The 24090-nt window shown below is 62.2% G+C and carries 26 protein-coding genes; 12 read left to right on the top strand and 14 right to left on the bottom strand.

Features of this window, described 5'->3' with window-relative positions:
• Nucleotides 1-65 precede the first annotated feature (65 nt).
• Entirely contained in the window at nt 66-362 is a 297-nt protein-coding gene (locus tag ASE04_RS26100; protein ID WP_056824931.1) for a cupin domain-containing protein, read from the top strand.
• Nucleotides 363-384: 22 nt separating this feature from the next.
• On the top strand, nt 385-1302 hold the full coding sequence (locus ASE04_RS26095) for an MBL fold metallo-hydrolase (RefSeq protein WP_056824928.1): 918 nt from the start codon (nt 385-387) through the stop codon (nt 1300-1302).
• Between the two features lie 39 nt (nt 1303-1341).
• On the opposite strand, the gene ASE04_RS26090 is transcribed toward ASE04_RS26095, so the two are convergent.
• Nucleotides 1342-2247, bottom strand: coding sequence for a DUF1499 domain-containing protein (locus ASE04_RS26090; RefSeq protein WP_056824926.1), 906 nt, complete (start codon nt 2245-2247; stop codon nt 1342-1344).
• Nucleotides 2248-2468: 221 nt separating this feature from the next.
• Between ASE04_RS26090 and ASE04_RS26085 the strand changes: the two genes are divergently transcribed.
• Nucleotides 2469-2855: a hypothetical protein gene (locus ASE04_RS26085; RefSeq protein ID WP_056824923.1), complete on the top strand. Its 387-nt coding sequence runs from the start codon at nt 2469-2471 to the stop codon at nt 2853-2855.
• A gap of 3 nt (nt 2856-2858) precedes the next feature.
• On the opposite strand, the gene ASE04_RS26080 is transcribed toward ASE04_RS26085, so the two are convergent.
• Nucleotides 2859-3104, bottom strand: coding sequence for a hypothetical protein (locus tag ASE04_RS26080; protein WP_056824921.1), 246 nt, complete (start codon nt 3102-3104; stop codon nt 2859-2861).
• Between the two features lie 251 nt (nt 3105-3355).
• Here ASE04_RS26080 and ASE04_RS26075 point away from each other — a divergent pair, with 251 nt between their 5' ends.
• Nucleotides 3356-3637 carry a hypothetical protein gene (locus tag ASE04_RS26075; RefSeq protein WP_056825779.1) on the top strand — a complete coding sequence of 94 codons (282 nt, stop codon included), beginning with the start codon at nt 3356-3358 and terminating at the stop codon, nt 3635-3637.
• On the opposite strand, the gene ppdK is transcribed toward ASE04_RS26075, so the two are convergent.
• The 4 genes from ppdK to ASE04_RS26055 all read right to left on the bottom strand — a co-directional run bounded on the left by ppdK (nt 3628) and on the right by ASE04_RS26055 (nt 11551).
• The gene (gene ppdK / locus ASE04_RS26070; protein ID WP_056824918.1) at nt 3628-6297 is read right to left on the bottom strand and encodes a pyruvate, phosphate dikinase; all 2670 of its coding nucleotides are present in this window, start codon (nt 6295-6297) and stop codon (nt 3628-3630) included. The two genes, ASE04_RS26075 and ppdK, sit on opposite strands and share 10 nt — an antisense overlap.
• A 383-nt stretch (nt 6298-6680) precedes the next feature.
• Complete coding sequence (gene smc / locus ASE04_RS26065; RefSeq protein ID WP_056824916.1) at nt 6681-10142, bottom strand: chromosome segregation protein SMC; 3462 nt, start codon at nt 10140-10142, stop codon at nt 6681-6683.
• Nucleotides 10143-10220: 78 nt separating this feature from the next.
• Nucleotides 10221-10913 (bottom strand): DsbA family protein, encoded by a 693-nt coding sequence (locus ASE04_RS26060; RefSeq protein ID WP_056824915.1) that lies wholly within the window; start codon nt 10911-10913, stop codon nt 10221-10223.
• Nucleotides 10914-11062: 149 nt separating this feature from the next.
• Nucleotides 11063-11551 (bottom strand): DUF721 domain-containing protein, encoded by a 489-nt coding sequence (locus tag ASE04_RS26055; protein ID WP_056825777.1) that lies wholly within the window; start codon nt 11549-11551, stop codon nt 11063-11065.
• A gap of 97 nt (nt 11552-11648) precedes the next feature.
• Here ASE04_RS26055 and mutY point away from each other — a divergent pair, with 97 nt between their 5' ends.
• From mutY to ASE04_RS26040, 3 genes are read left to right on the top strand one after another with little or no spacing between them, the layout of a single operon-like run.
• Entirely contained in the window at nt 11649-12740 is a 1092-nt protein-coding gene (gene mutY, locus ASE04_RS26050) for an A/G-specific adenine glycosylase (RefSeq protein WP_200960773.1), read from the top strand.
• Between the two features lie 3 nt (nt 12741-12743).
• A complete protein-coding gene (locus ASE04_RS26045) occupies nt 12744-13352 on the top strand; it encodes an HAD family hydrolase (protein WP_056824910.1) in 609 nt (202 codons plus the stop codon).
• Nucleotides 13353-13354: 2 nt separating this feature from the next.
• Nucleotides 13355-13720 carry a nuclear transport factor 2 family protein gene (locus tag ASE04_RS26040; protein WP_056824908.1) on the top strand — a complete coding sequence of 122 codons (366 nt, stop codon included), beginning with the start codon at nt 13355-13357 and terminating at the stop codon, nt 13718-13720.
• Here the strand turns inward: ASE04_RS26040 and ASE04_RS26035 are convergent.
• The 5 genes from ASE04_RS26035 to ASE04_RS26015 all read right to left on the bottom strand — a co-directional run bounded on the left by ASE04_RS26035 (nt 13708) and on the right by ASE04_RS26015 (nt 17186).
• On the bottom strand, nt 13708-14175 hold the full coding sequence (locus ASE04_RS26035) for a DUF6790 family protein (protein WP_056824907.1): 468 nt from the start codon (nt 14173-14175) through the stop codon (nt 13708-13710). The genes ASE04_RS26040 and ASE04_RS26035 overlap by 13 nt on opposite strands.
• 400 nt (nt 14176-14575) lie before the next feature.
• Nucleotides 14576-15706 carry a site-specific DNA-methyltransferase gene (locus tag ASE04_RS26030; RefSeq protein ID WP_056824905.1) on the bottom strand — a complete coding sequence of 377 codons (1131 nt, stop codon included), beginning with the start codon at nt 15704-15706 and terminating at the stop codon, nt 14576-14578.
• Between the two features lie 189 nt (nt 15707-15895).
• The gene (locus ASE04_RS26025; protein WP_056824903.1) at nt 15896-16291 is read right to left on the bottom strand and encodes a YybH family protein; all 396 of its coding nucleotides are present in this window, start codon (nt 16289-16291) and stop codon (nt 15896-15898) included.
• A 212-nt stretch (nt 16292-16503) separates the two neighbouring features.
• Complete coding sequence (locus tag ASE04_RS26020) at nt 16504-16860, bottom strand: antibiotic biosynthesis monooxygenase family protein (RefSeq protein WP_056824901.1); 357 nt, start codon at nt 16858-16860, stop codon at nt 16504-16506.
• On the bottom strand, nt 16857-17186 hold the full coding sequence (locus ASE04_RS26015; RefSeq protein ID WP_056824898.1) for an NIPSNAP family protein: 330 nt from the start codon (nt 17184-17186) through the stop codon (nt 16857-16859). The genes ASE04_RS26020 and ASE04_RS26015 overlap by 4 nt, the downstream gene beginning before the upstream one ends.
• Nucleotides 17187-17258: 72 nt before the next feature.
• On the opposite strand from ASE04_RS26015, the gene ASE04_RS26010 reads away from it, so the two are divergent.
• On the top strand, nt 17259-17945 hold the full coding sequence (locus ASE04_RS26010) for an ArsR/SmtB family transcription factor (RefSeq protein WP_056824897.1): 687 nt from the start codon (nt 17259-17261) through the stop codon (nt 17943-17945).
• A 13-nt stretch (nt 17946-17958) separates the two neighbouring features.
• Here ASE04_RS26010 and ASE04_RS26005 read toward each other — a convergent pair whose 3' ends face one another.
• A complete protein-coding gene (locus tag ASE04_RS26005; RefSeq protein ID WP_056824895.1) occupies nt 17959-18618 on the bottom strand; it encodes a GntR family transcriptional regulator in 660 nt (219 codons plus the stop codon).
• A gap of 22 nt (nt 18619-18640) precedes the next feature.
• Here ASE04_RS26005 and ASE04_RS31970 point away from each other — a divergent pair, with 22 nt between their 5' ends.
• On the top strand, nt 18641-18769 hold the full coding sequence (locus ASE04_RS31970) for a hypothetical protein (RefSeq protein ID WP_274533904.1): 129 nt from the start codon (nt 18641-18643) through the stop codon (nt 18767-18769).
• Between the two features lie 31 nt (nt 18770-18800).
• On the top strand, nt 18801-19490 hold the full coding sequence (locus ASE04_RS26000) for an HAD family hydrolase (protein ID WP_056824893.1): 690 nt from the start codon (nt 18801-18803) through the stop codon (nt 19488-19490).
• Here the strand turns inward: ASE04_RS26000 and ASE04_RS25995 are convergent, their stop codons facing one another.
• Both ASE04_RS25995 and ASE04_RS25990 read right to left on the bottom strand, forming a co-directional pair.
• Nucleotides 19491-20408, bottom strand: a complete 918-nt coding sequence (locus ASE04_RS25995; protein ID WP_056824891.1) for a diacylglycerol/lipid kinase family protein — start codon at nt 20406-20408, stop codon at nt 19491-19493.
• A gap of 70 nt (nt 20409-20478) precedes the next feature.
• A complete protein-coding gene (locus ASE04_RS25990) occupies nt 20479-21117 on the bottom strand; it encodes a hypothetical protein (RefSeq protein ID WP_200960780.1) in 639 nt (212 codons plus the stop codon).
• Nucleotides 21118-21353: 236 nt separating this feature from the next.
• On the opposite strand from ASE04_RS25990, the gene thrC reads away from it, so the two are divergent.
• Together thrC and ASE04_RS25980 are read left to right on the top strand one after the other, a co-directional pair.
• Nucleotides 21354-22745 carry a threonine synthase gene (gene thrC, locus ASE04_RS25985; RefSeq protein WP_056825775.1) on the top strand — a complete coding sequence of 464 codons (1392 nt, stop codon included), beginning with the start codon at nt 21354-21356 and terminating at the stop codon, nt 22743-22745.
• A 26-nt stretch (nt 22746-22771) separates the two neighbouring features.
• Nucleotides 22772-24070: a M16 family metallopeptidase gene (locus ASE04_RS25980; protein WP_056824886.1), complete on the top strand. Its 1299-nt coding sequence runs from the start codon at nt 22772-22774 to the stop codon at nt 24068-24070.
• Nucleotides 24071-24090: the final 20 nt, after the last annotated feature.

Below are 24090 nucleotides of genomic sequence, written 5' to 3'. Positions count from 1 at the left end.
TTCTGTGTGCTTTTTCGGGCATGTGATACCTCTGGCGCGATGACGACAGCATTCCCGGAGTGACGATGAGCCAATACCGCGCCCGCCCGCCTGCCATTCCGACGCTTCTGCTCGATGATGAGGTGGTTCGCATTACCCGCTGGGATTTCGAACCCGGCGCCGATACCGGGGTTCACACGCATGGCCTCGGCTACGTCGTCGTGCCGATGACGGACTGCGAATTCCTGATCGAAGAGAAGGACGGCGATCGGCGGGTTGATCTAGCCGCGGGTGCCGCCTATCGGCGCGATGCCGGTGTCGAGCACAACGTCGTCAATGCGGGCGGCAAGCCGATGTCGTTCATCGAGATCGAATACAAGTAAGTCCGTCCCACATAGATCCGACATGACCAATCCCGAATTCAATCTCGCCTTCGAACCCAGCTATGGTCAGGCGGTCACCGTTGCACCTCATGTCCAGCGCGTCACGGTCAACAATCCGAGCCCGTTCACCTTCCATGGCACCAACAGCTACATCGTCGGCGACCGCTCCGTCGCGGTGATCGATCCCGGGCCTGAGGACGACGCACATCTTGCGGCGCTGATGACCGCGCTGGGTGGCAGGAAGGTGACCCATATCGTGGTCAGCCATACCCATCGCGACCACTCGCCGCTGTCGCGGCGGCTACAGGAAAAGACCGGCGGGCTGATCGTCGCGGAAGGCCCGCATCGCGCCTCACGCCCCTTGCATGCGGGCGAAATCAATCCATTCGCCGAGAGCGCCGACATGGCATTCGTGCCGGACAAGGCGGTTGCCGACGGCGAAGCGATCCAGGGTGACGGCTGGCGCCTGACCGCCGTCCATACCCCGGGACACACGGCCAACCACTGCGCCTTCGCGCTCGACGGCACCGGCATCCTCTTTTGCGCCGATCATGTCATGGCGTGGGCAACATCGATAGTGGCGCCGCCCGATGGCTCGATGGCTGACTACATGGCCTCCCTCGACAAGCTGATCGCGCGCCGGGACCGACTGCTGCTGCCGGGGCACGGCGGACCGGTCAGGAAGCCGGTGTCGTTCATGCGGGCGTTGAAGACCCATCGGCGGATGCGCGAACGAGCCGTACTCGGGCGGATCCGCGCGGGCGAAAGCACGATCCCCGCGATGGTGAAGGTGATCTATCGCGACACGGACGTTCGGCTGCATGGCGCGGCCGCCCTGTCGGTGCTGGCGCATATCGAGGATCTGCTGGAGCGTGGCGAGATCGAAACCGATGGCCCGCCTTCCCTCATGGGTACTTATCGGCCGGTCCGAGGGAAATGACGCAGCCACACGACTGAAGCCGGCGCCGGCGCGATATCGTCAGCCGCCGGCTATTCCGAGCAATTCCGAGTCTAGCGCCTTCAGGTAGTCCTCGGCTATGTCGGCGCTGAAGCCCAGATCGGCTGGCCCGTAGCGTGACGCCACGCGCACGTCGACGAAGGTCGTCTCGGCTTCTTCACGCAGACGGATCACGACATCGAAGCGCAGGCCGAGCACGAGCGTTCGCGTTTCCCCCTGCAACGTCACGCCGTTCGCGCGCCGGATCAACTTGGCGACGTCATCGTCGTAAGGCCGTGGCGTGGGGATCGGCACGGCTTCCGGCGCGTCGGGCACGGCGCCGTCCTCTGGCTGCGGCTGGCCCGCCTTGGTATCCGGCTCACGCACCGGTTCGCTGTCGCCCTCGGCACGGGTGATGCGTATGCCGCTCTTCTTGGCGACCTTCTTGACAGCCTCGAGAACGCGGTCGATGGCACCGTCATAGCGACGCCCGGTGAGCTCGGGATAGGCTTCCAGCTGTTTTTCGCGATCAGTCGCGGTGACCGGCTGGCGTGCGAGCCAGATCTGATCGGCCTTCGGCGTCTTCAACCAGTCAGGCGTGGATTCGGTATCCGTCGTTACGTCGTAGATTGCCGGAAGGGTCAGGTAGCGCTCGGCGGCCAATCCGCCGATCATGATCGGCAGGGCCGCGAAAATGATCGCCGCCATTGCGTCCTGGCCGCCTTCCGCCCCGTTCAACCACAGGCTTCTGAGGCCGGCGCAGGCCAAGGCGATGGCAAGAACCGCAAAACCGCCAGCGACCAGAAGGAGAAGAACCAGATAGGGCGTCGCCAGCCCGGCAAAGCGGTGTCCGATCAAGGCTGCCAGGCACAAGACCAGTGCAAACGCCGCAAAACGCCGCGAAAAGCGGGCGGCGCTGGAAACGGGGCGGTCGAAACGGATTGCCATCAAACTTACCGGTTACTCGCAAGCGGCGCGTCCCGCACGAACGCGCAAATCGCCCAAGACTTGTTTAGTGCAAGATTCGCCTAAATTGAAACTGTTGTGACGCACCGAAACACGCAATCCACGACGAAGACTGCGATGGCGTTCGTTAGCGGTTTCTGATATTGCATTGAAAACAGCCTAAATCTGCAACCTTCAGACCAGGGATGCTCAGGAGAGCTCAGATGATTGCACCCGATCTCGCAGTGGAGAAACCGGTATTCGCATTGGCCGGAGCCGACCCCGCGGATGCGTTGCTGCCGATGGAACTGCTCGAGCTCGAACTGTCGCTCGAGAGCTATAATGGCGACGCCGATTTCTGCGACGCGGTTCGTCTCGCGGCGACCCATTCGGGCGGCGAATTCCTATTCGATCTTCCCGCCGATGGCCTGATGGACGACTGCAAACGCATCGCGGTATTGCGCATCCCATCAGAAGACGCCGAGATGCGCATTGTCCTTGCCGTGCTCGATCACAACGGCAGCGATATCAGGGTCGAAGCACCGGCCCCGGAGACCGCGCACGTCGTCCGGTTCGCGGAAGCCTTCATCACGGTGCTGGAGCGTTTCTAAGGCTCAATCGCGACCGGAAGCAGCCTCGGCGAGGCTCCTGAACGGAAACTTGCGGCCGCATTCGCATTTGACGACGAATGTTTCCTGATGGTTTGACGGCCGCTGCACGAAGAAGCCGCGAGGAAGATGATCGACGGTGAAGCCCGGATGCTTGCGCTTCGGATCGTCGGTTTCCGAGGCTTCCGCAAAGCCGCTATTGCCGCATTGCGGGCAAGTCAGTTTCTTCGAAAATCGATCGCGTAGTGCCATGCCATTGTCCAATCTCGCAAGCGCCCCTCTTACAGGCGATATCCGCTTTGCGAAAGGTGGAAGCGCAAGCCGATGGCCTCGTTTTCCGTGGAAGCGAAATGCTTTTTAACGAAATCGACGGCTCGGGGGCCACTAAACCCGACACGCAATCCTGCGCTGCAGGCGTCTAGAGGTACCGTCTTTCCGGTTGACCGCGAGGCTGGAATGGACTTTGCTCAAAGAGTACTGGCAACGACATGAAGACATCCGAGATGCGCATTGCAACAACCACCCTCTTCCTTGGCCTGGTCGCCCTGGGGCTTTCGGCCTGCCAGACGATGACCCCGGAAGAGCGTCGCGCGGCCGACGAGCGGCAGTGCATGAGCTATGGCTTCAAGCGGGGAACCGAAGGGTTTGCAACCTGCCTTCAGCGCATCGATATCGATCGCCATGCGCAGGCGCGCTATAACAGCGACGTCGTGATGATGGACATGTCCTACTCGGTCGGCGGTCCCTATTATGGGCGCCCCTACTATTACCGGCACTATCGCTGAGCGGCGCGGATGACGGCCTGCGCCGCCGCCAGTCGTGCGATCGGCACGCGAAACGGCGAGCAGGACACGTAGTCGAGACCGATATCCTCGCAGAAGTGAATCGAAGCGGGATCGCCGCCATGCTCGCCGCAAATGCCGAGTTTCATGTCATTGCGCGTGCGTCTTCCTCGTTCGGCGGCGATGCGAATGAGTTCGCCGACACCGTCGAAATCCAGCGAGATGAAGGGGTCATGCTCGATGATGCCCTTGCGCTGATAGGTCGGAATGAAGGCGGACGCATCGTCGCGCGAAATGCCGAATGTCGTTTGCGTCAAGTCGTTGGTGCCGAATGAAAAGAACTCGGCGGCCTCGGCAATGATGTGGGCCCGAAGTGCGGCGCGCGGCAGCTCGATCATCGTGCCGACGAGATAGTCGATCCGCATCTTCGCTTCGTTCATCACGTCCCTGGCGATCGCGTCGATCCGATCCTTGACATAATCGAGCTCCGAACGCAGGCCGACGAGCGGCACCATGATTTCAGGCACGACTGGCGCACCCGTCTCATGCGCCGCGGCAACCGCAGCCTCGAAGATCGCGCGGGCCTGCATCTCGACGATCTCGGGATAGGAAATGGCCAGACGGCACCCGCGATGGCCGAGCATCGGATTGAACTCATGCAGGGCATCGACCCGGTGGCGCAGGGCGGTCGCTTCCATGCCCATCGCCGCGGCGACGTCGGCGATCTCTTCCTCCGTCTTCGGCAGAAACTCGTGCAGCGGCGGATCGAGCAGGCGGATCGTCACCGGCAGGCCGTGCATCACGTTGAATAGCCCGGTAAAATCCAGGCGCTGGATCGGCAGCAGCTTGTCGAGCGCGGCGCGGCGCCCAAGCTCGTCCTCGGCAAGGATCATCTCGCGCATCACGTGGATGCGCTCGCCCTCGAAGAACATGTGCTCCGTTCGACAAAGACCGATGCCTTCGGCGCCGAAGGAGCGGGCCGCGCGGGCATCGGCCGGCGTATCCGCATTGGTCCTGACCGTCATGCGGCGAACGCTGTCGGCCCATTGCATGATCCGGCCAAAATCGCCCGACAGTTCGGGCTGGACCATCTGGACCTCGCCCTTCAGCACTTGGCCGGCGGAACCGTCGATCGTGATGACGTCGCCCTTCTGCAGCGTCACACCGATGCCGATGAGGCGCTCGTTTCTGAGGTCGATACGCATCGTTCCGGCGCCGACGACGCAGGGGATGCCCATGCCGCGGGCGACGACCGCCGCGTGGCTGGTCATGCCGCCGCGCGTCGTCAGGATGCCTTCGGCCGCATGCATGCCGTGAATATCCTCGGGGCTCGTCTCGACGCGGAGCAGGATGACCTTGCGGCCCTCCTCTTCAGCGACCACGGCCTCCTCGGCGGTGAACACGATCTCGCCTGTCGCGGCACCTGGGGATGCCGGCAAACCGGTACCGATCACTTCGCGCGGGACGCGCGGGTCGATGGTCGGGTGCAGGAGCTGGTCGAGCGAGGCCGGATCGATGCGAAGCACCGCTTCACGTTCGGTGATCAGGCCCTCGTCGACCATGTCGACGGCGATCTTCATGGCCGCCCGGGTGGAGCGCTTTCCGGAGCGCGTCTGCAGCATCCAGAGCTTGCCGCGCTCGATGGTGAACTCGATATCCTGCATGTCGCGGTAATGCTGCTCGAGCCGGTCGCAGATCTGCGAAAACTCCTTGAACGCCTCCGGCATCAGCTTTTCCATCGACGGGCGATCGGAGCCGGAGCTGATGCGCCCCTCCTCGGTAATGCTCTGCGGCGTGCGTATGCCGGCAACGACGTCCTCGCCCTGTGCGTTGACCAAGAACTCGCCATAGAGCGACCGCTCGCCGGTCGAGGGGTTGCGGGTAAAGGCAACGCCGGTGGCCGATGCATTGCCGAGGTTGCCGAACACCATGGCCTGAACATTGACGGCAGTGCCCCAACCCTCAGGAATATTATGAAGCTGTCGATAGGTGACGGCGCGCGCGCTCTTCCAGCTCGAAAAGACCGAGCCGACGGCGCCCCACAGCTGTACCTCAGGATCCTGCGGAAACTCTTTCCCCAGCTCTTCCTCGATCACGTCCTTGTAGAGCGTGACGACATGCTGCCACTCTCCTGCCGTCAGCTCCGTATCGTATTCGTAGCCGAGGCGGGCTTTCTCATCCTCCAGGATCTCTTCGAACACGTCGTTGTCGAGCCCCATGACGACGTCCGAGTACATCTGGATGAAACGGCGGTAGCTGTCCCAGGCGAAACGCGCGTCGCCGGCATCGTGGCCGAGCGCTTGCACAGTTTCGTCGTTGAGGCCGAGATTGAGGACGGTATCCATCATGCCGGGCATGGAAACCCGGGCGCCGGAACGAACGGAGAGCAGCAGCGGCCGGTGACCGGCGCCGAACTTCGTGCCGGTGATTGCCTCGATGCTTTCGATCCCCGCAAGCACCTGACGCTTGAGTTCATCGTCTATGGAGCTTCCCCGCTTGAAATAGGCGGAGCACGCGTCGGCGACGATCGTCAGCCCGGGAGGCACCGGCAGGCCGAGGCTGGACATCTCCGCGAGATTCGCGCCCTTGCCGCCCAAAAGCTCGCGATCAACGGCACGTCCCTCGGCCTCGCCGTTGCCGAATTTATAGACCCACTTGGTCATGGTCCCCCAACTCCCCAATCAGGAGCAACTTAATCCCTTGGTGCTGAAATGAAAATCGACAAATGCGGCCAAAATTTTGCAGCGCACAATTTCTGCGAAATTGTCGCAAGCATTTGCCGAGGGCGAGAAACAAAAAAGCTTTGCGGGACTGCAACAAAGTCCCGCAAAGCCTTTTTTCCGCCTGGCCAGGAAAACCAGACGGGGGGTTCAGACAGGCGAGTCGGGAACAGTTCGCTCCTTCGCGCTCGCGTAAAGCGAGGCGGAACCGCGATAACTTCGCCACATATGAAGCAAGCTCTAATACAAGATTGGTACAAAAACATCACCTAAATGGGTGACATCTCGCTCAGCGGCGGACCTTTTTTGGGCGTTTCTTAACTATCTCAAGCGATCTCGCGAAGCTTCTCGGCGGTCTGCAAATCGACCGAAACGAGCTGCGACACACCCTGCTCCGCCATGGTGACGCCGAACAGCCTGTTCATCCGCGCCATGGTGATCGGATTGTGGGTGATGATGACGAAACGGGTCTCGGTCGACGCCGCCATTTCGTCCATGAGATTGCAATAGCGCTCGACATTGTGGTCGTCGAGCGGCGCATCCACTTCGTCCAGCACGCAGATCGGCGCCGGATTGGTGAGGAAGACAGCGAAGATCAGCGCCATCGCCGTCAGCGCCTGCTCACCACCCGACAGCAGCGTCATCGTCTGCGGCTTCTTGCCGGGCGGGCGCGCGAGGATTTCCAAGCCGGCTTCCAGAGGATCATCGGATTCGATCAGCTGCAGCTCAGCGGTGCCACCGCCGAACAGGTGGGTGAAGAGGCGCTGGAACTGGCCGTTGACCACATCGAACGCCGCGATCAGGCGTTCGCGCCCTTCCCGGTTCAGGCTCTGAATGGCGCCGCGCAGCTTGCGGATTGCGTCGATCACGTCGTCGCGTTCCTTGATCAGGGCTTCGAGCTTGGCAGAAAGCTCCTTCTGTTCCTCTTCGGCGCGCAGGTTGACCGCGCCGAGCCGCTCGCGCTCCATTTTCAGGCGCTCAAGCTCGCGCTCGACGTCACGCGGATCGGGAACGGACTGCATGACCTCCAGCCCGGCAAGGCGCAGCGCCTCGTGCGGCGCCACGTTCAACACTTCGCGGATGCGCGCCTCGGTTTCCTGCCGCTTTTCACGCGCGGAAACCAGGCGCTCTTCGGCACGTCCCCGGCGCTCGCGGCTTTCGGCAAGTTCGGACAGCGCGGTTGCGGCCTTATGGTCGGCGTCGCGTTGGACGGTCTCGGCCTCGGCCAGAAGATCGGCCGCGTGGCGGCGGGCTTCCTCGGCCTTCTGCAATTCGGACATCAGCGCACGACGCTTGTCATCGAACTCGTCGGGCGCCAACTCCAGCTCGGCAGCCTCTTCCCGCGCTTCCTCTTCACGGTCCCGGAGCGTCGAAATATGGTCCTCCGCGCTCGCTGCGCGCTGGCTCCACGTTCCGCGTTCCTGCCCGATCGCCACCAGACGACGCTGCCGGGCTTCGTTTTCGCGATTGAGGCCCTCGTGGCGGGCGCGCGCTTCCGCAAGCGCGCCGCGATCCAGCGCGACATCGGCCTGCTGAAGGCGAAGCCGCTCATCGAGGGCGGTCAGGTCAGGGGCATCATCAAGCTCGATACGGGCATTTTCTTCCTGTAGGCCGAGATCCTCGATCTGCGACCGCAACTGGCTGACAGCCTCCGCGACGACGTCCCTGCGACGAATGAGATCACCTGACGCGCGCTCGGCCGCGGCAAGCGCCTCTCTGGCTTCCGCGAGCTGGCGGGCCGAGAAGCGTGACACTTCGCGCGCCTGAGCAAGGCGGTTTTCTTCCTCGCGGATGGCGTCGGCAGCCGTTTCCAGCCGCTCCTCCGCCTCGACGAGCACGTCTCTTGCCACCTCGGCCTCGCCCTCGAGTTCCGACAGGCGGTTCTTCTGCGAGAGCCTAAGTGCCGCAGCGCTCGGCGCATCCGCACCGGTGACGTGGCCATCCCAACGATAGACGGCGCCCTCTTTCGTGACGAGCCTCTGGCCGGGCTTCAGCTCCTTCATCAGTCTTTGGGCGTCAGCATCGGAAACAAGCCCGATCTGCCGCAGTCGCCGGACCAGAGCCGCCGGCGCCTGAACGCGATCCGAAAGCGGCGTAGCGCCGGAGGGAAGAGCTGGGTCGGACGAACCATCGCCGTTGACCGACCAGTGGGCCGGGGCTCGCGGATCGGCCGGAGATTCAAGGTCGTCGCCAAGGGCAGCACCGAGCGCCGTTTCGAAACCGCGATCGACGCGAAGGTCTTCCGCAACAGGCGGAAACTCGCCAGCCGCCGCACCCGCCGCCAGCATACGTGAAATGGTGCGCGCTTCCGTCTCGATCGCGTTCAGCGCCGAGCGGGCCTGTTCGACCGGTGCGCGCGATAAGGCCTCGGTTGCGCGGGCCGACGCCAAAGCCTGTTCGACAGCCTGGATTCCGGCTTCCGCTTCCGCGGCTGCCATTTCCCCGGCCTCGACGACGGCGCGCTTTTCGTCCGGATCCGGCAGGGATGCAATGCGGTCGCGGATCGAGGACAGTTCACTACCGGCTTCGTCCATCTGGCGTTCGAGGCGCAGCCGGCGGTCGGAAAGGTCCCTGATCGCACGCTCGAGCTGGTTGCGGCCGGCGGCGGCTTCGGCACGCTCCGCCGTCAATGCCGTAAAGATGCGCTCGCTGTCAGCAAGCTTGATCGATGCCTCTTCGAAGGCTTCCCGCGTCTCTTCCGCATATCGTCCGGAGTCGGCAAGGATCTCGGTGATCTCGGCTTCCTCGGCGTCCAGTCTTGCCAGGATCGCGGCGTTGTCGGCGACCAGACGTTCCTCGCGACGGATATCCTCGCCAAGCTGGGCCAGGCGGCGGGTCAGTTCGTCGCGGCGACGCAGGATGCGGCCGACATCCTCTTCCAGCTGTGTTCTGGCAATCTGCAGGCGTTGCAGCGCGGCCCCCGCGCGTGCCTCCGCTTCGCGAAGGTCCGGCAGCCTGAGACTTGCGATCGCCTGCGACTTGGCGGCCTGCATCTGCATCTGCGCCTTTTCGGCGACGACTGATGTCGCCTGGTTGAGCGCGCTGTCGGCCTCCGCCTCGGCCTCCTTGGCCTGCACCCAGCGGATATGCAGAAGCATCGCTTCGCGAGCACGGATATCAGCCGAAAGCGCCTTGAAGCGATTTGCCTGGCGCGCCTGGCGTTTCAGGCTTTCGATCTGGCTTTCAAGCTGCGAGGTGACGTCATCAAGGCGCTCGAGATTGGTTTCGGCGGCGCGCAGGCGAAGCTCCGCCTCGTGGCGCCTTGAATGTAGACCGGAGATGCCGGCCGCTTCTTCGAGCAGCTGGCGGCGCGCCTGCGGCTTGGCGGAGATGAGTTCGCCGATCCGCCCCTGCCCGACCATTGACGGCGAACGCGCGCCGGTGGACGCATCAGCGAAGAGAAGCTGCACGTCCTTGGCGCGGCTTTCCTTGCCGTTGATGCGATAAATCGAGCCCTGCTCGCGCTCGATGCGGCGGGTGACCTGGATCTCGTCGCTATCGTTGAAGGCGGCGGGTGCCGTGCGCTCGGCATTGTCGAGATAAAGCGCGACCTCGGCGGTATTGCGGGCGGGGCGATTGCCGGAGCCCGAGAAGATGACGTCGTCCATGCCGGACGCGCGCATGTTCTTGTAGGAGTTCTCGCCCATCACCCAACGGAGGGCTTCGACGAGGTTCGACTTGCCGCAGCCATTCGGGCCGACGACCCCGGTCAATCCGCGCTCGATGATGAACTCGGTGGGCTCTACGAAAGACTTGAAACCGACGACGCGAAGCTTGTTGAACTTCATGCGGCGGCCTCGCACCGCGCAAAGCAAACGACGGGCGCACGGCAGCCGCCGTCGCCCGTCGATCGGATACGGATCAGTTTAGAGCAGGCTGTCGATAAGGGCCGACAGGGTGTCAACCGACATGTCTCCAGAATAGCGCTTCCCGTTGATGAGGAACGTCGGCGTGGCGTTGACGCCGAACTCCTTGGAACCCCGTTCCCGTGTTGCGTTCACTTCATCCAGCAGCTTCTGGTTCGTCAAGCACTTCGTGAAGCTATCCTCACTAAATCCAGCGAGTTTCGACATCTGGAGCAGCGCGGCGCGGCCGTCATCGGCGGCAGCCCAGGTCTGCTGCTGCTTGAACAGCATGGCAACCATCGGGAAATACTGCTCGGGCGTGCTGAGATCCTCAGGCTTGGACGGGTTGCAGCGCGCGAGCATGAAGGCAGCAGCAGCGCGCGGATCGAACGGGAATTCACGGATGATGAAACGCACCTTGCCGGTGTCGACGTACTTTTTCTTGATCTCGTCGAAGGTCGTCGTGTGGAAGTGGGCGCAGTGCGGGCAGGTCATCGACATGTATTCGACGATCTTGACTGGGGCATCTTCCTTGCCAAGCGCCATTTCCGGCAGCGCGCCGGGCTTCAGCACGGCAGCCATGTCGACGTCGCCATCGGACTGCGGCATTTCCGCAGCCGCGTTCGCGGTGCTGAACACCGCAAGTGTCGCGGTCGCGGCAGCCACGCCGCCCAGAAGCTGGCGTTTCGTCAGTTGCATTTCGGAAATCGGCATGAAGTTCCCCATAAATGAGAGTAGTGGCTGTGAGTGCGATATAACGGCGCGAAGCCCTGAACAAGGCACGCTTCACCAACTTTCTTCAAAGAATTGTGACCATGGTGGGACGGCCAGATTAAATTGCGGAAAGGTTGGCCTGCAAGGGATCAGCGACCGCGCTTTCCCAAGACCGCGGTTCCGAGACGCTTGACCGCGTCGCGCAGCTTTTCGCTCTCGATACCTTCCATCATGTCCTCGAGCTTGGCCGCCGCCGCGCCCTTCAGCGGCGGAGGCGTGCGGGAGCGCTTGGCGGCCTGATAGACTGGCTTCTGAACGATGCGTATCTGATGAACGGCGGCAAAGCCGAAGAAGCTGTTGACCCGCTGGATCAGTTCGCCCTGCGCATGCGTCAGAAACAGTGCGCGAGCGCCCTCACAGGCAATGGTGAGGACACCAGGACGAAAGCCGCCGTCGTCATTGCCCCTCGCCCAGGCGATCTTTTCCGGGCGCGTGCAATCGGCAAACTCCTCGCCGGCGATTTCATCCCACGATCCGAGCAGCGCCGTATTGATGCCGGCGCGCTTTGCGAGCACCGGATCGATCAACCGATTGGTCAATTCGGAGATCTGCTTTTCACCTTTGCGTGGATAACTCATCGAAACCTTCATATCGCGCTGCCTTGCGGCACCACTGCCTTGATCGCGCGGCATTGCTCCGCCAAGTATAGGGCACTTCCCCTCACGACGGCAAATGATGACATCGACGACACTGGACGCGCCCGCCGCCAAGCCGCTCCTTCACTGGTATGACCGGCACCATCGCGACCTGCCCTGGCGGGTTTCGCCCCCGATGGCTGCGCGTGGCATCAAGGCCGATCCCTATCGCATCTGGCTCTCCGAGGTGATGCTGCAGCAGACAACAGTGCCGGCGGTGAAGCCTTACTTCGCCAATTTCCTGGCGCGCTGGCCGACCGTGCGCGACCTTGCCGATGCGCCCACCGAAGACGTGATGGCTGCCTGGGCGGGGCTTGGATACTACGCACGCGCCCGCAATCTGAAGAAATGCGCCGAGGCCGTGACACGCGACCACGACGGCATCTTTCCGGATACCGAGGACGGGCTGAAGTCGCTTCCCGGCATCGGCGATTATACTGCAGCGGCCGTGGCCGCGATCGCCTTCAACCGGCAGGCGGCTGTCATGGACGGCAATGTCGAGCGGGTGATCTCGCGGCTCTACGCGATCGCCACGCCCCTGCCCGCGGCCAAGCCATTGATGAAGCAGAAGGTCGCACTTCTGACGCCGAAGGATAGGCCGGGCGACTTCGCGCAGGCGATGATGGATCTCGGCGCCACGATCTGCACGCCGAAGCGCCCTGCCTGTTCTCTCTGTCCGTTCAACGGATCCTGCGAGGCGCTGCGCCTGCACGATCCCGAACAATTCCCGGTCAAGGCAGCCAAAAAGCAAAAACCGATCCGCCAAGGCGCGGCCTTTATCGCCGTCACTGAAGATGGCGAGGTTCTGCTGCGGCGTCGCATCGAGAGCGGCCTGCTCGGCGGCATGACCGAGGTGCCGACGACCCACTGGACGGCGCGGATAGACGGCGAGACATCGGCTGACGCGGCGCCGTTTCCGGCGGCATGGGAGCCCTGCGGGACCGTGACCCACGTCTTCACCCATTTCGAGCTCAGGCTTTCCATCCACCGCGTGGCGATCGCTTCGCGAATTCAAGTCGATAACGGTTGGTGGGAACCGGTTACAAATCTTGACTCGCAGGCGCTGCCGACCGTCATGAAAAAAGCAATCACCGCGGCTATCCCGCTCGCGTTCAAACATGCCAAGGATTAATCGATGCCCATCGAGCATATTGTTTTCGACATCGGAAAAGTTCTCATCCATTACGATCCGAATATTCCGTTCAGCCGCCTCATCCCCGATGAGGCAGAGCGCAAGTGGTTCTTCGATAACGTCTGCACCCACGACTGGAATCTCGAGCAGGACCGCGGCCGCACCTGGGCCGATGCCGAAGCCCTGCTGCTCGCGGCACACCCGGACCGCGAGGAACACATCCGCGCCTTCCGCAAGCACTGGCACGAAATGGTCTCGCATTCCTACGACGACAGCGTCGCCATCATGGAAGGCCTGATCGCCGACGGCCAGGACGTGACGATGCTGACCAACTTTGCATCCGATACGTTCCGCGAGGCGCAGGTGCGCTTTCCGTTCCTGACCAAGCCGCGCGGCGTGACCGTTTCCGGCGATATCGGCCTGATCAAGCCCGACATCGCGATCTACGAAACCCATGCGAAGAGCTTCGATCTCGATCCGGCAGCGACGATCTTCATCGACGACTCCGCCCCCAATGTCGAGGGCGCCAAGACCGCCGGCTGGGATGCGGTTCTTTTCACCGGCGCCGACAAGCTGCACGCCGATCTTGCAGCGCGTGGCGTGAGGGTATGACCATGGCATTCGATCCGGTTGAGGAACTCAAGCGTTTCCACGACGCGGTCAACGCGCTCGATTTCGAGACGATCGAGAACTATTTCGCGGAAGACGCGACCTATGTCTCGGACGGCGTCGGAAGCCTGTCGGGGCGTGCTGAGATCATGGTCGCCTTCCGCAAGTATTTCGACGACTACCCTGATCAGACGGCGATCGACACACTGGTCGAGAAGGTCCGCCCGAATGCGGCCCGCGCCGTGTGGTCGGTTCGCGCGACGCACAGCAAGACGGGCAAGCCCCTGGTGCGGGAAGGCGAAGAGACGCTCACCTTCAACGAAGACGGCCATGTCACCCACGTCGAGGTGAAGGACTATCAGGCGTTCTGAAAGAACGTTGCGGAGAGATAGAACAGCAGCACCAGCGCGAGCCACAGGTCGGAGATCATCGCGATGTTCCGCGACCTGTTTCTCCCCGGTTCCAGCAAATGCTTGATACCGGCGAGCCCGTAAAACAGGCTCCCGGTGATCGCCGCCGGCACGATCCACTGTGGCTCGAAGATGCTGAGGACTCCGAGCATCCCGAGCGACAGGTTTGCAAAACCGATCTCTTGCACCAGTAGCTGTGCCTTGTGGTCGGTGATGCCGAAGATCGTCTCGGCAGTGAAGGCGGGATTGAAAATCTGCTTCAGGCTGGCGGCAAGCAACCGCAGCCCCATCCCCCAGAAGACAAACCATTTCCCGATCAGGAAGACGAGGTCAGCGCCTGTACTCGACGCCATCTCGGCAACGATCGAGCCGAGCGGCAGAACAAACATCAGCAGCAGTATGATCGCAAGATACATGGCGTTTCAGTGCCTCTTCGGATCATCGATGCCGATAGATGGCACCTAACCGCACTGCCGCGCGAGCTAAATCGACAAAGATCGAAGTCGGGTGCGCGGAACAATCAGCGCTCCCCGCTGTTTTTATCTCAACCGCGCGATCGCGGCCAAAATGAAACGGAAAGCCGGCAAAGCCGGCGGGAGGTTACGATGGGTAGAGGTATTCTACTGTGGATGCTGGGTATTCCGATCCCCTTGATCCTGATCATCCTGTTCTTCTGGCATTGAGCCATTTCGCAACGCGCCGAACAAACTACAAAAATATGATGCCCGGGGACGTTAATCCCCGGGCATCGTGCCTTCTTCCGCAACTGGAGGTACAAAAACCGGAAGAAGGCAGTCTCGATCAGGTCGAGGCGCGTTATTCCGCCTTTGCCAGATCACTGCGGATAACGGACCGCAATTCATCGATCGGGCGCAGGGATTGCCCGTCGTCGAAGTGCCAGAATGTCCATCCGTTGCATGCATCAAGGCCCTGGACCTTCGCTCCAAGGCGATGAATCGAACCGGCCTCGCCGCCGGAGGCCACCGTGCCGTCGGCACGAATGATTGCGCTGTAGCGACGGCGCGCATCGGTCAGAACCTGACCGGGCTTTACAAGGCCGCTTTCGACCAGCACGTTGAAAGCCACGCGGACTTCCTGCTTCTTGCCGGTCATCACGGTGAGTTCGGCCTTGCCGAGCGGCTCGACCGCTTCGATACGGGCCGAAGCCGCATCGATATAATCCTGTTCGCGCTCGATGCCGACGAAGTGGCGGCCGAGGCGCTTGGCGACGGCGCCCGTCGTGCCCGAGCCGAAGAACGGATCGAGGATGATGTCGCCGGGCTTCGAGGACGCCATGATGACGCGGGCAAGCAATGCTTCCGGCTTCTGCGTCGGATGCACCTTCTTGCCGTCGTCGCCCTTCAGGCGTTCGCCGCCGCTGCAGATCGGGAACAGCCAGTCGGAGCGCATCTGCACGTCGTCGTTTGCCGCCTTCATGGCATCGTAGTTGAAGGTGTAGCCCTTTGCCTTGGCGCTCGGGCTCGCCCAGATCATCGTCTCATGCGCGTTCTGGAAACGACGGCCCTTGAAATTCGGCATCGGGTTGGTCTTGCGCCAGACGATGTCGTTGAGGATCCAGAAATTCAGGTCCTGCAGCGTGGCGCCGACACGAAAGATGTTGTGATAGGAGCCGATCACCCAGAGCGTGCCTGTTGGCTTCAGGACGCGACGGCAGGCGAGCAGCCAAGCGCGGGTAAAGGCGTCATAGGCTTCGAAGGATGCGAACTGATCCCACTCGTCATCAACCGCGTCGACCAGCGACTGATCGGGACGATGCAGGTTGCCGCCGAGCTGCAGGTTATAGGGCGGATCGGCGAAAATGACGTCTACGGAATGGGTCGGGAGGGCTTCAAGGGCAGCAACGCAATCGCCCTTGATGATCGTGTCGACCCAGGAGCCCGGCTTTGCGGAGGCCTTGAGATCGGCAAGCGGAAATACTGACGCCATCTGGAAACTCGCTCATACACAATTACGCTTTTTTACTGTCTGTTATGGTTACCCATCTTGGTTACCAAAGACTGAACCGCCGATCGATTTCGGGAAAAAAATCGAGCTCACCTGCGAGCGCCGCAGTTTTACGAGGCCCGCGCAGACGTAGACGGCAGCCACAGGGGCTGCCGTCATGGCGTGATCGGCTCACGAATTCAGGAGGTCGGTGCCGTAGGAATTATCAATGACGCAGAGCCACCTCCCGGCGGCGTCGCGCCTAAAAACATAGGTTGCGCGCCGTGTGATCGGCGCGGGCATATCCTCCTTGCCGCTCGTTTGCAGCACGGTTTCCATGACCACCAACGCCGTATCAGCGCCCTCGATGACGTGCATATCGCCCTGCGTGACGACGATGCTGTGATCGAAATAGTCGGCAATGGCGGCGAAGGCGCGGCGGATCTGCTCCTTGCCTGACGCGATGAGGCCCGGCTTGACGACGAGCGTTGCATCTTCGGCATAAAATTCCATCAGCGCGTCGAAATCCTCAGCGCCGATGGCACGGTCGGCCGCCTCGATCAACGCCTTGAGTGGATGTGATGACATGGGTGTCTCCTTTGTCGATAGCGATCCCAGGAGACAGACATAAAAAACCCGCCTCATGGGCGGGTTGCAATTCGGAAATCCCGGACGCGCGCTAACCCACCGTCGATTGGACGACGATAATAATCAGCGAAGCGGATGCGGACAGGTTTTCCATAGGACACTGTTATAAATCGCCAATAAGGCCTGTCCACCGGAAAAGCCATCATGGGCGGTCAACGTCCGGCGCCATCATGCACCATCCGGCTATCGCCAGGCGCCTGCGCCCGCTCGGTCATGCCGTAATCGCGCACGATATGGCCGATCCGCAGGCGGTAGTCCGCGAAGATGCCGTTGCGCCCGGCAGATTGGGCGGCGCGGTGGGCCTCGAGGTTACGCCATTCCTTTACGGCCTCCTCATCGCGCCAGAATGACAGCGACAACAACTTGCCACGGATGGTGAGGCTCTCGAAGCGCTCGATGGAGATGAAGCCATCGATCTTTTCCAGTTCCGCCCGCAGTTCGCCGGCGAGATCGAGATAGGCGTGGCGTTCGCCGAGATAAGGCAGAACCTCGAAGATGACGGCGATCATGGCAGCACCAGCTTTGCGTGAGGAAGGGATGTGTTCTTCAGGAAGATGCGGTCCTCCCTGAGGATGAAGCGCTCACGCCTGGCGAATTCGTAGTTGTCGCGGCCAAGCTGATCGGCGGAGAGCCGCGCGCGGTAGGCCTCGTAGGCGGCGAGGCTTTCGATGTTGTAGACACCGTAGGCAGTCGTTGCCGAACCCTCGTGCGGGGCGAAGTAGCCGATCAGGTCGGCACCGTTGCGCGGGATCGCCTGCCCCCAGTTGCGGGCATATTCGATGAAGGCATCCTTCTTGAACGGATCGATCTCGTAGCGGATGAAGCAGGTAATCATCTTTGTCTCCTTGTTGCCTGGAGACTGTTTTCGCACATTGCCCGACGACAATGCTTCGGTTACGATCGAAGTATGAAGGAAGGACCTGACATAGCCCAGATCGGGGCGCTGATCGGCGATCCGGCTCGCGCCAACATGCTGACCGCTCTGATGGGCGGCAAGGCGTTGACCGCGACCGAGCTTGCGGGAGCCGGCGGCGTCACCCTGCAGACGGCAAGCGCACACCTCGCCAAACTCGAGGCCGGGCAGCTTCTCGTTCAGCGCAAACAGGGGCGACACCGCTACTTCGCGCTTGCCGATGACGGCGTCGGGAAGCTGCTTGAAAGCATCATGGGCTTTGCGGCCGGGCGTGGCCATCTGCGCCATCGGCCTGGCCCGAAGGAACCGGCTCTCCGCAAGGCGCGCATCTGCTACGACCACCTTGCCGGCGACTACGGTGTACGGATGCTGGACAGTCTCGTCGCTCGAGGCGCGATCGATGCGGTTGGCGATGGTTTAGCGCTCACACCAACAGGCGAGAGCCAGCTTCAATCCATCGGGATCGATGTCCGCGATCTCAAGTCATCGCGCCGGCCGCTTTGCCGCTCCTGTCTCGATTGGAGCGAGCGACGGGCGCATCTCGCCGGCAGCCTCGGCAAGGCGCTGTTGTCGAGTTTCTTCGAGAAAGGATGGGCGCATCGCACCGCGGGAAGCCGCTCTGTGGTCTTTTCGCCGGAGGGCGAGCGGCAGTTTCTGGCGCTTTTTCCGGCCGCATCGTGAGGGCAGTTCGGCCCTAGCCGACGATGGCGAAGGCTTCCCGGGTCGGGCCTGAGCGCGGCGCGCGGCCGATCCACTGGACATGCGTTTCCAGGATCGCGGCGGCGTCGTCCGTCCGGCCTTGCCGCAAAGCCATCACGATTGCCCGGTGATCGTGATCGGTGCGCTTTTCCCAGCCGGAACGCCAGGCCGAAAAGAGAAAGCGCGCGCTTGCCGCATGGAGATCGTCGATTGCGGTCAGCAGCCGCTGCATGTTGCATGGGGAGAGAATAATGCGGTGGAAGCGGCGGTTTGCCTCCTCCCAGGCGTGAACATCGGCCGCCGCATCGCCTTCCCGCGCGGCTTCCTCGGCTGAATCGAGGATCGCCGCCGTCAGGTGGGGCGCCGCGTGGCGCAGGGCCAGAACCTCAAGCGCGGCGCGCATCTCGGCCACTTCACGCACTTCCTTGAGATCGAACGAGGCGACCCTGACGCCCCGGCGCGGTTCGCTGATGGCCAGCCCCTGCGCTTCCAGACGCCGGAACGCCTCGCGCACCGGCACATGGCTGGTGCCGAATTCCTCGGCGATGTGATCCTGCCGCAGCCGCAGCCCGGCACCAAGTTCGCCGCGAACGATCCTGTCGGCCAGGACGCGGCTGATGCGGCTTGCGATCGTGTCTTCAGGTTCCTTGCCCATAACCATCCCTTAGAGACACACGATGAGGTTGTCGAGGCACGAGATGGCCGGCGCGGAGCGCAAATTCGGGCAGGAAGAAGGCCCACCCCACTCCATAGCGCAATCCAGCCATGCGGGCATTCAGGTTGAGCTTCGCCGCGCCATCATGTAAAGGGGCATCATCCCAAACAAGGCGTGAGTATATGGACGGCTTCGACCTCATTATTTTCGACTGCGACGGCGTTCTCGTCGATTCAGAGATTATCGCCGCACAGGTTGAATCGGCACTGCTGACGGAGGCCGGCTATCCGATCAGCGTCGAGGAAATGGGCGAGCGCTTCGCCGGCATGACCTGGCAGAACATCCTCTTCCAGGTTGAACGCGAGGCCAACATCCCGCTTTCGGCTGCGCTGCTCGACAAATCCGAGAAGCTCCTGGACATGCGTCTGGAAAGAGACGTCCAGGCGATCGCCGGCGTGCAATCGGCGCTTTCGCGCATCAATCTGAAGCGCTGCATCTGCTCCAATTCCAGCAGCCAGCGCCTCGCCATGATGCTCGGCAAGGTGCGGCTGAAGTCGCTCTTCGATCCGAATATCTTTTCGGCGAAGGACCTCGGCGCCGATCGCGTCAAGCCGAAGCCGGACATCTTTCTGCACGGCGCCAAGCAGATGGGCGTTTCGCCCGCGAGAAGCGTCGTCGTCGAAGACTCGGTCCATGGCGTACAGGCGGCTCGTGCGGCCGGCATGCGCGTGATCGGCTTTACCGGCGCGTCTCACAGCTATCCCTCGCATGCCGACAAGCTGACGGATGCTGGAGCCGAGACTGTCATTTCCCGCATGACCGACCTGCCAGGCGTCGTCGCCGCGCTGGCCGAATGGGAAGGCGCTCTCTGATCAGAGCCTGAGCGATACCGCGCCCGGCAGCACTTCGAAGCTTGCCGGGAGCTGCCCCGGCGCTTCACCATCGCTGTCGATCAGCGCCGCCGACTTGTCGATCGGCCACGCCTCGACCAACCGCGCCAGATGCATGCTGACGAGCTGGCTCCTGACGTGGGCGCCGCTGTAGATGCTGTTCATCAGCATCAGCACCTTCAGGCGCGACGCGGCCCTGATGATGACGACATCGAATAGACCGTCCGCCACATCGGCCCGTGGCGCCACCTTCATGCCGCCGCCGAACCAGGCACCATTTGCAACCACGACCGTCGTGATCGCCCCCTCGAACACATCTTCGCCATCCAGCCTCAGGCGGATTTCGCATGGCCGGTAGCGAAGGATCTGCGCCACGCTGTGCCAGAAGAACACCACGGAACCCGGCAGGCTCCTGCCCTTCCGGGCGGCGTTGACGGCCCGCACGATGCGGCCGGAGACGCCGAAGCTTGCGATATTGGCGAAATGCCGTCGGACCGCGTCGCCGTCGCCGTCATCACATGTCAGCAGACCGGCGTCGATCCTGCGGACACTTGCGGATCGTAACTTCTCCACGACATGATCGGGATTGCGGACCTCTGGGAAATTGCGGGCAAAATCGCATCCCGTTCCGGTAGCGATGAACGAGAACGGCGTCTCCGGGCGAGCGGATTTCAACACGCCGCCAAGCGTTTCGCCGATCGTCCCGTCGCCGCCGACGGCAAGCACCAGATCGGATCCATCGCCGGCCAGCGCCTTGCCAAGCCGCTCGGCATCCCCCGATCCCGTGGTTTCGCGAATGTCGAGCTCGTCGCCTCGCGCGGCGAAGGCACGGCGGATGGCCGGCCACGGGCCTGCCTTGCCACGTCCCGATACAGCGTTAAGAACGATCCCGACTTTCAAGCCGTTTAGTCTCCGCGTCCGCAATTGAACACGCATGGCGCAAGACCACAGGAAAGAAGAGGCAGAAGGATTACTTCTTTTTCTTCACGCCCTTCGGAGCGCCCTGGTCAAAGCCGATATTGACGCGCACCAGCGCGCCCGAACCGACCGGCATCTTGATGCCGTCCTTGCGGAAAAGGACCTGCGTCGCGGCACCCGCCGAGACTTCGGCAGGGAAGTTGGTGACCTCTGAATAGAGCGTGTCTTCGCCGTCGAGAACCGTGATTCGAACCGGCAGGTTGATCTTGCCGCCGGTGCCGGCAGGCCCTGCCAGAACGCGGAGCTGCGCAACCACGGTCATGTTGAGGTTGCTCTCGTTCAAGGTGCACTGGCGGGTATAGTCGCCGATCGAAGCCTGATAGGCGAGCTTCTGCGCATCGCCCGTCTTCGCGCCGCCGGCGTAGGTGCGGTAAACCGCATCGGCGTCCTTCATGAATATCTGCGGGCAAGCGCCCTGAACCACTTGAGCCGTAGCGCCGGAAGCCGTCGTTGCCGTTCCGATGGACGGATCGTTCGATGACGGATTGGCCGGGGCCATCGGCATGACCTGCGCGCTTCCGGAAGAAGCCGCGGCCTTGGTGTCCCCGCCCGTTCCAAGCGAATTGCAACCTGCCAGGACTGCGGCAACAGATACGGAAACGATGAGACGCGAGACCTTGCCAAGCACGATTATTCCACCCTCTTCACAAAGTTTCTGGCAGGCCCATGACTTTGAAACCGGGCCTTTCGTGACAGTTTGCGATGGTCTATATCAGCGGCGCAAACAAAAATCGATTGGGTAAGAACCGTTTTGATGCACATTTCGGGATGGCGGGCGGCAGCCGGCAAAATAAGCGAGATGGGGCGCGAGGCATACTTTCCTGCAAACCCGGATTTTCTCCGGCCGGCACATCAAGGATGACGACAGTGGATTATATCTCGACCCGCGGCGAAGCCCCTTCCCTCGGTTTCTGCGATGCATTGCTGACGGGTCTGGCGCGCGATGGCGGCCTGTATGTGCCGCGCAAATGGCCGCACTTCTCGAAGAAAGAGATCCGCGCACTTCGCGGCAAGAGCTATCAGGATATCGCCTTTGCGATCCTGTCGCCCTTTACCAACGGCGAAATTCCGGACGACACGTTCCGCTCGATGATCGATGAGGCTTACGGCACTTTCCGCCATCCAGCGATTGCCCCGCTCGTGCAGACCGGCCCGAACAGCTTCGTGATGGAACTGTTCCACGGCACGACGCTGGCGTTCAAGGATGTCGCGATGCAGCTGCTTGCGCGCCTCATGGATTATGCGCTGGAAAAGCGCGGCGAACGGGCAACGATCGTCGGCGCAACCTCGGGCGACACCGGCGGCGCGGCGATCGACGCCTTTGCCGGTCGCGAACGCACCGATATTTTCATCCTCTTCCCGCACGGCAAGGTCTCGCCGGTGCAACAGCGCCAGATGACGACGTCCACCGCCGCCAACGTTCACGCGCTTGCCGTCGAAGGCAATTTCGACGACTGCCAGAACCTCGTCAAAGCGATGTTCAACGACGCGTCGTTCCGCGATCGCGTCCGCCTCTCCGGCGTCAACTCGATCAACTGGGCCCGTATCATGGCGCAGATCGTCTATTACTTCACGACGGCGATCGCGCTCGGCGGCCCGGACCGCAAGATTTCGTTTACCGTACCGACGGGCAATTTCGGCGACATTTTCGCCGGTTATTGCGCAAAGCGCATGGGCCTGCCGATCGGCAAGCTCGTCGTCGCCACCAACGAGAACGACATCCTCGACCGGACCCTGAAGACCGGCCGTTACGAGATGAAGTCCGTCAAGGCCACGACGTCGCCGTCGATGGATATCCAGATTTCCTCGAACTTCGAACGACTGCTGTTCGAGGCCTATGATCGCGACGCATCGAAGGTTCGCGCGGCGATGGACAGCCTGAAGCAGTCGAGCGGTTTCGAGATCTCGAAGGAGGCTCTGGCCTTTATCAAGAAGGACTTCCGTGCCGGCCGCACCAGCGAGAAGCAGGTCGCGCAGACGATCAAGAAGACCTTTGCCGAAACCGGCTACCTGCTCGATCCGCATTCGGCGATCGGCGTTTTCGTTGCGGCAAAGCACGAAAAGCCCAACACGCCGATGGTGACGCTCGCGACGGCGCACCCCGCCAAATTCCCGGCCGCCGTAAAATCGGCATCCGGTATTGACCCCGCGCTTCCGACGTGGCTTGCTGATCTTATGCACAAGGAGGAGCGCTTTCAGATCGTTAAGCCTGAGCTCAAAGCCATTGAAACCTTCATTGGCGAGCATGTCCGGGCCTAAGTGATGCAGGCGCAGAAAGATAGCCAATGACAGTTGAGTGCACCCGGCTCAAATCCGGGCTGACAGTAGTCACACAAACGATGCCGCATCTGGAAAGTGTTGCGCTCGGAGTTTGGATCAAATCGGGGTCGCGCAACGAGACGCAAGACGAGCATGGCATCGCCCACCTGCTCGAACACATGGCTTTCAAGGGGACGGCACGCCGCACGGCACGCGAGATCGCCGAGGAGATCGAAGACGTCGGCGGCGAAGTGAACGCCGCGACGTCGACCGAGACGACGTCCTACTATGCCCGCGTTCTCAAGGATCACGTGCCGCTGGCCGTCGACATCCTGGCCGACATCCTGACGGAGTCGGCGTTCGAGGAGGAAGAACTCGAGCGTGAAAAGCAGGTCATCCTGCAGGAAATCAACGCCGCTAGCGACACGCCCGACGATGTCGTTTTCGACAAGTTTTCAGAGACCGCCTATCGCGACCAGACGCTCGGGCGGCCGATTCTCGGCACGCCTGAAACCGTGGTTTCCTTCACGCCTCCGCAGATTCGCGCCTATCTCAGCCGCAACTACACGACGGATCGGATGTTCATCGTCGCCACCGGCGCCGTCCAGCACGACGAGTTCGTCCGCATGGTCGAGGACCGCTTCGCGAGCCTTCCGACCGCGCCATCGGCAACCCCGGTCATGGAGCCGGCCAAGTACATCGGTGGCAACATCCGCGAGACGCGCGACCTGATGGATGCGCAGATCCTCCTCGGCTTCGAGGGCAAGGCCTATCACGCCCGCGACTTCTACTGTTCGCAGATTCTCGCCAACATCCTCGGTGGCGGCATGTCGTCCCGCCTGTTCCAGGAAGTCCGCGAGATCCGCGGCCTTTGCTACTCGATCTATGCCTTTCATTGGGGCTTCTCCGACACCGGCATCTTCGGCATTCATGCCGCCACCGGCGGCGAGAACCTGCCGGAACTCGTTCCCGTCATCATCGATGAGCTGCACAAGTCGGCGGCGAAGATCGAGCAGAAGGAAATCGAGCGCGCCCGCGCCCAGATCCGTGCGCAGCTGCTGATGGGCCAGGAAAGCCCGGCTGCCCGCGCAGGACAAATCGCACGGCAGATGATGCTCTACGGCCGCCCGATCTCCAACCCGGAGATGATGGAACGGCTGGAAGGCATCACGGTAGAACGGCTGACGGATCTTGCCGGACGGCTGTTCTTCGACACCGTGCCGACACTCTCCGCCATCGGCCCGCTGGAGCATCTTGCGCCGATGGAAGACATCGCCGCGTCGCTCTCCTCGCCCGCCCCGCATAGCAAGCAGGCTCTCGTCTGATCCAAATCCACCCTGCCGGG

The organism is Rhizobium sp. Root708 (assembly GCF_001429725.1).
Classification (GTDB): domain Bacteria; phylum Pseudomonadota; class Alphaproteobacteria; order Rhizobiales; family Rhizobiaceae; genus Rhizobium.
Note: the sequence above shows the minus strand (reverse complement) of the source record. Positions and strands in the feature narration are given on the sequence as shown.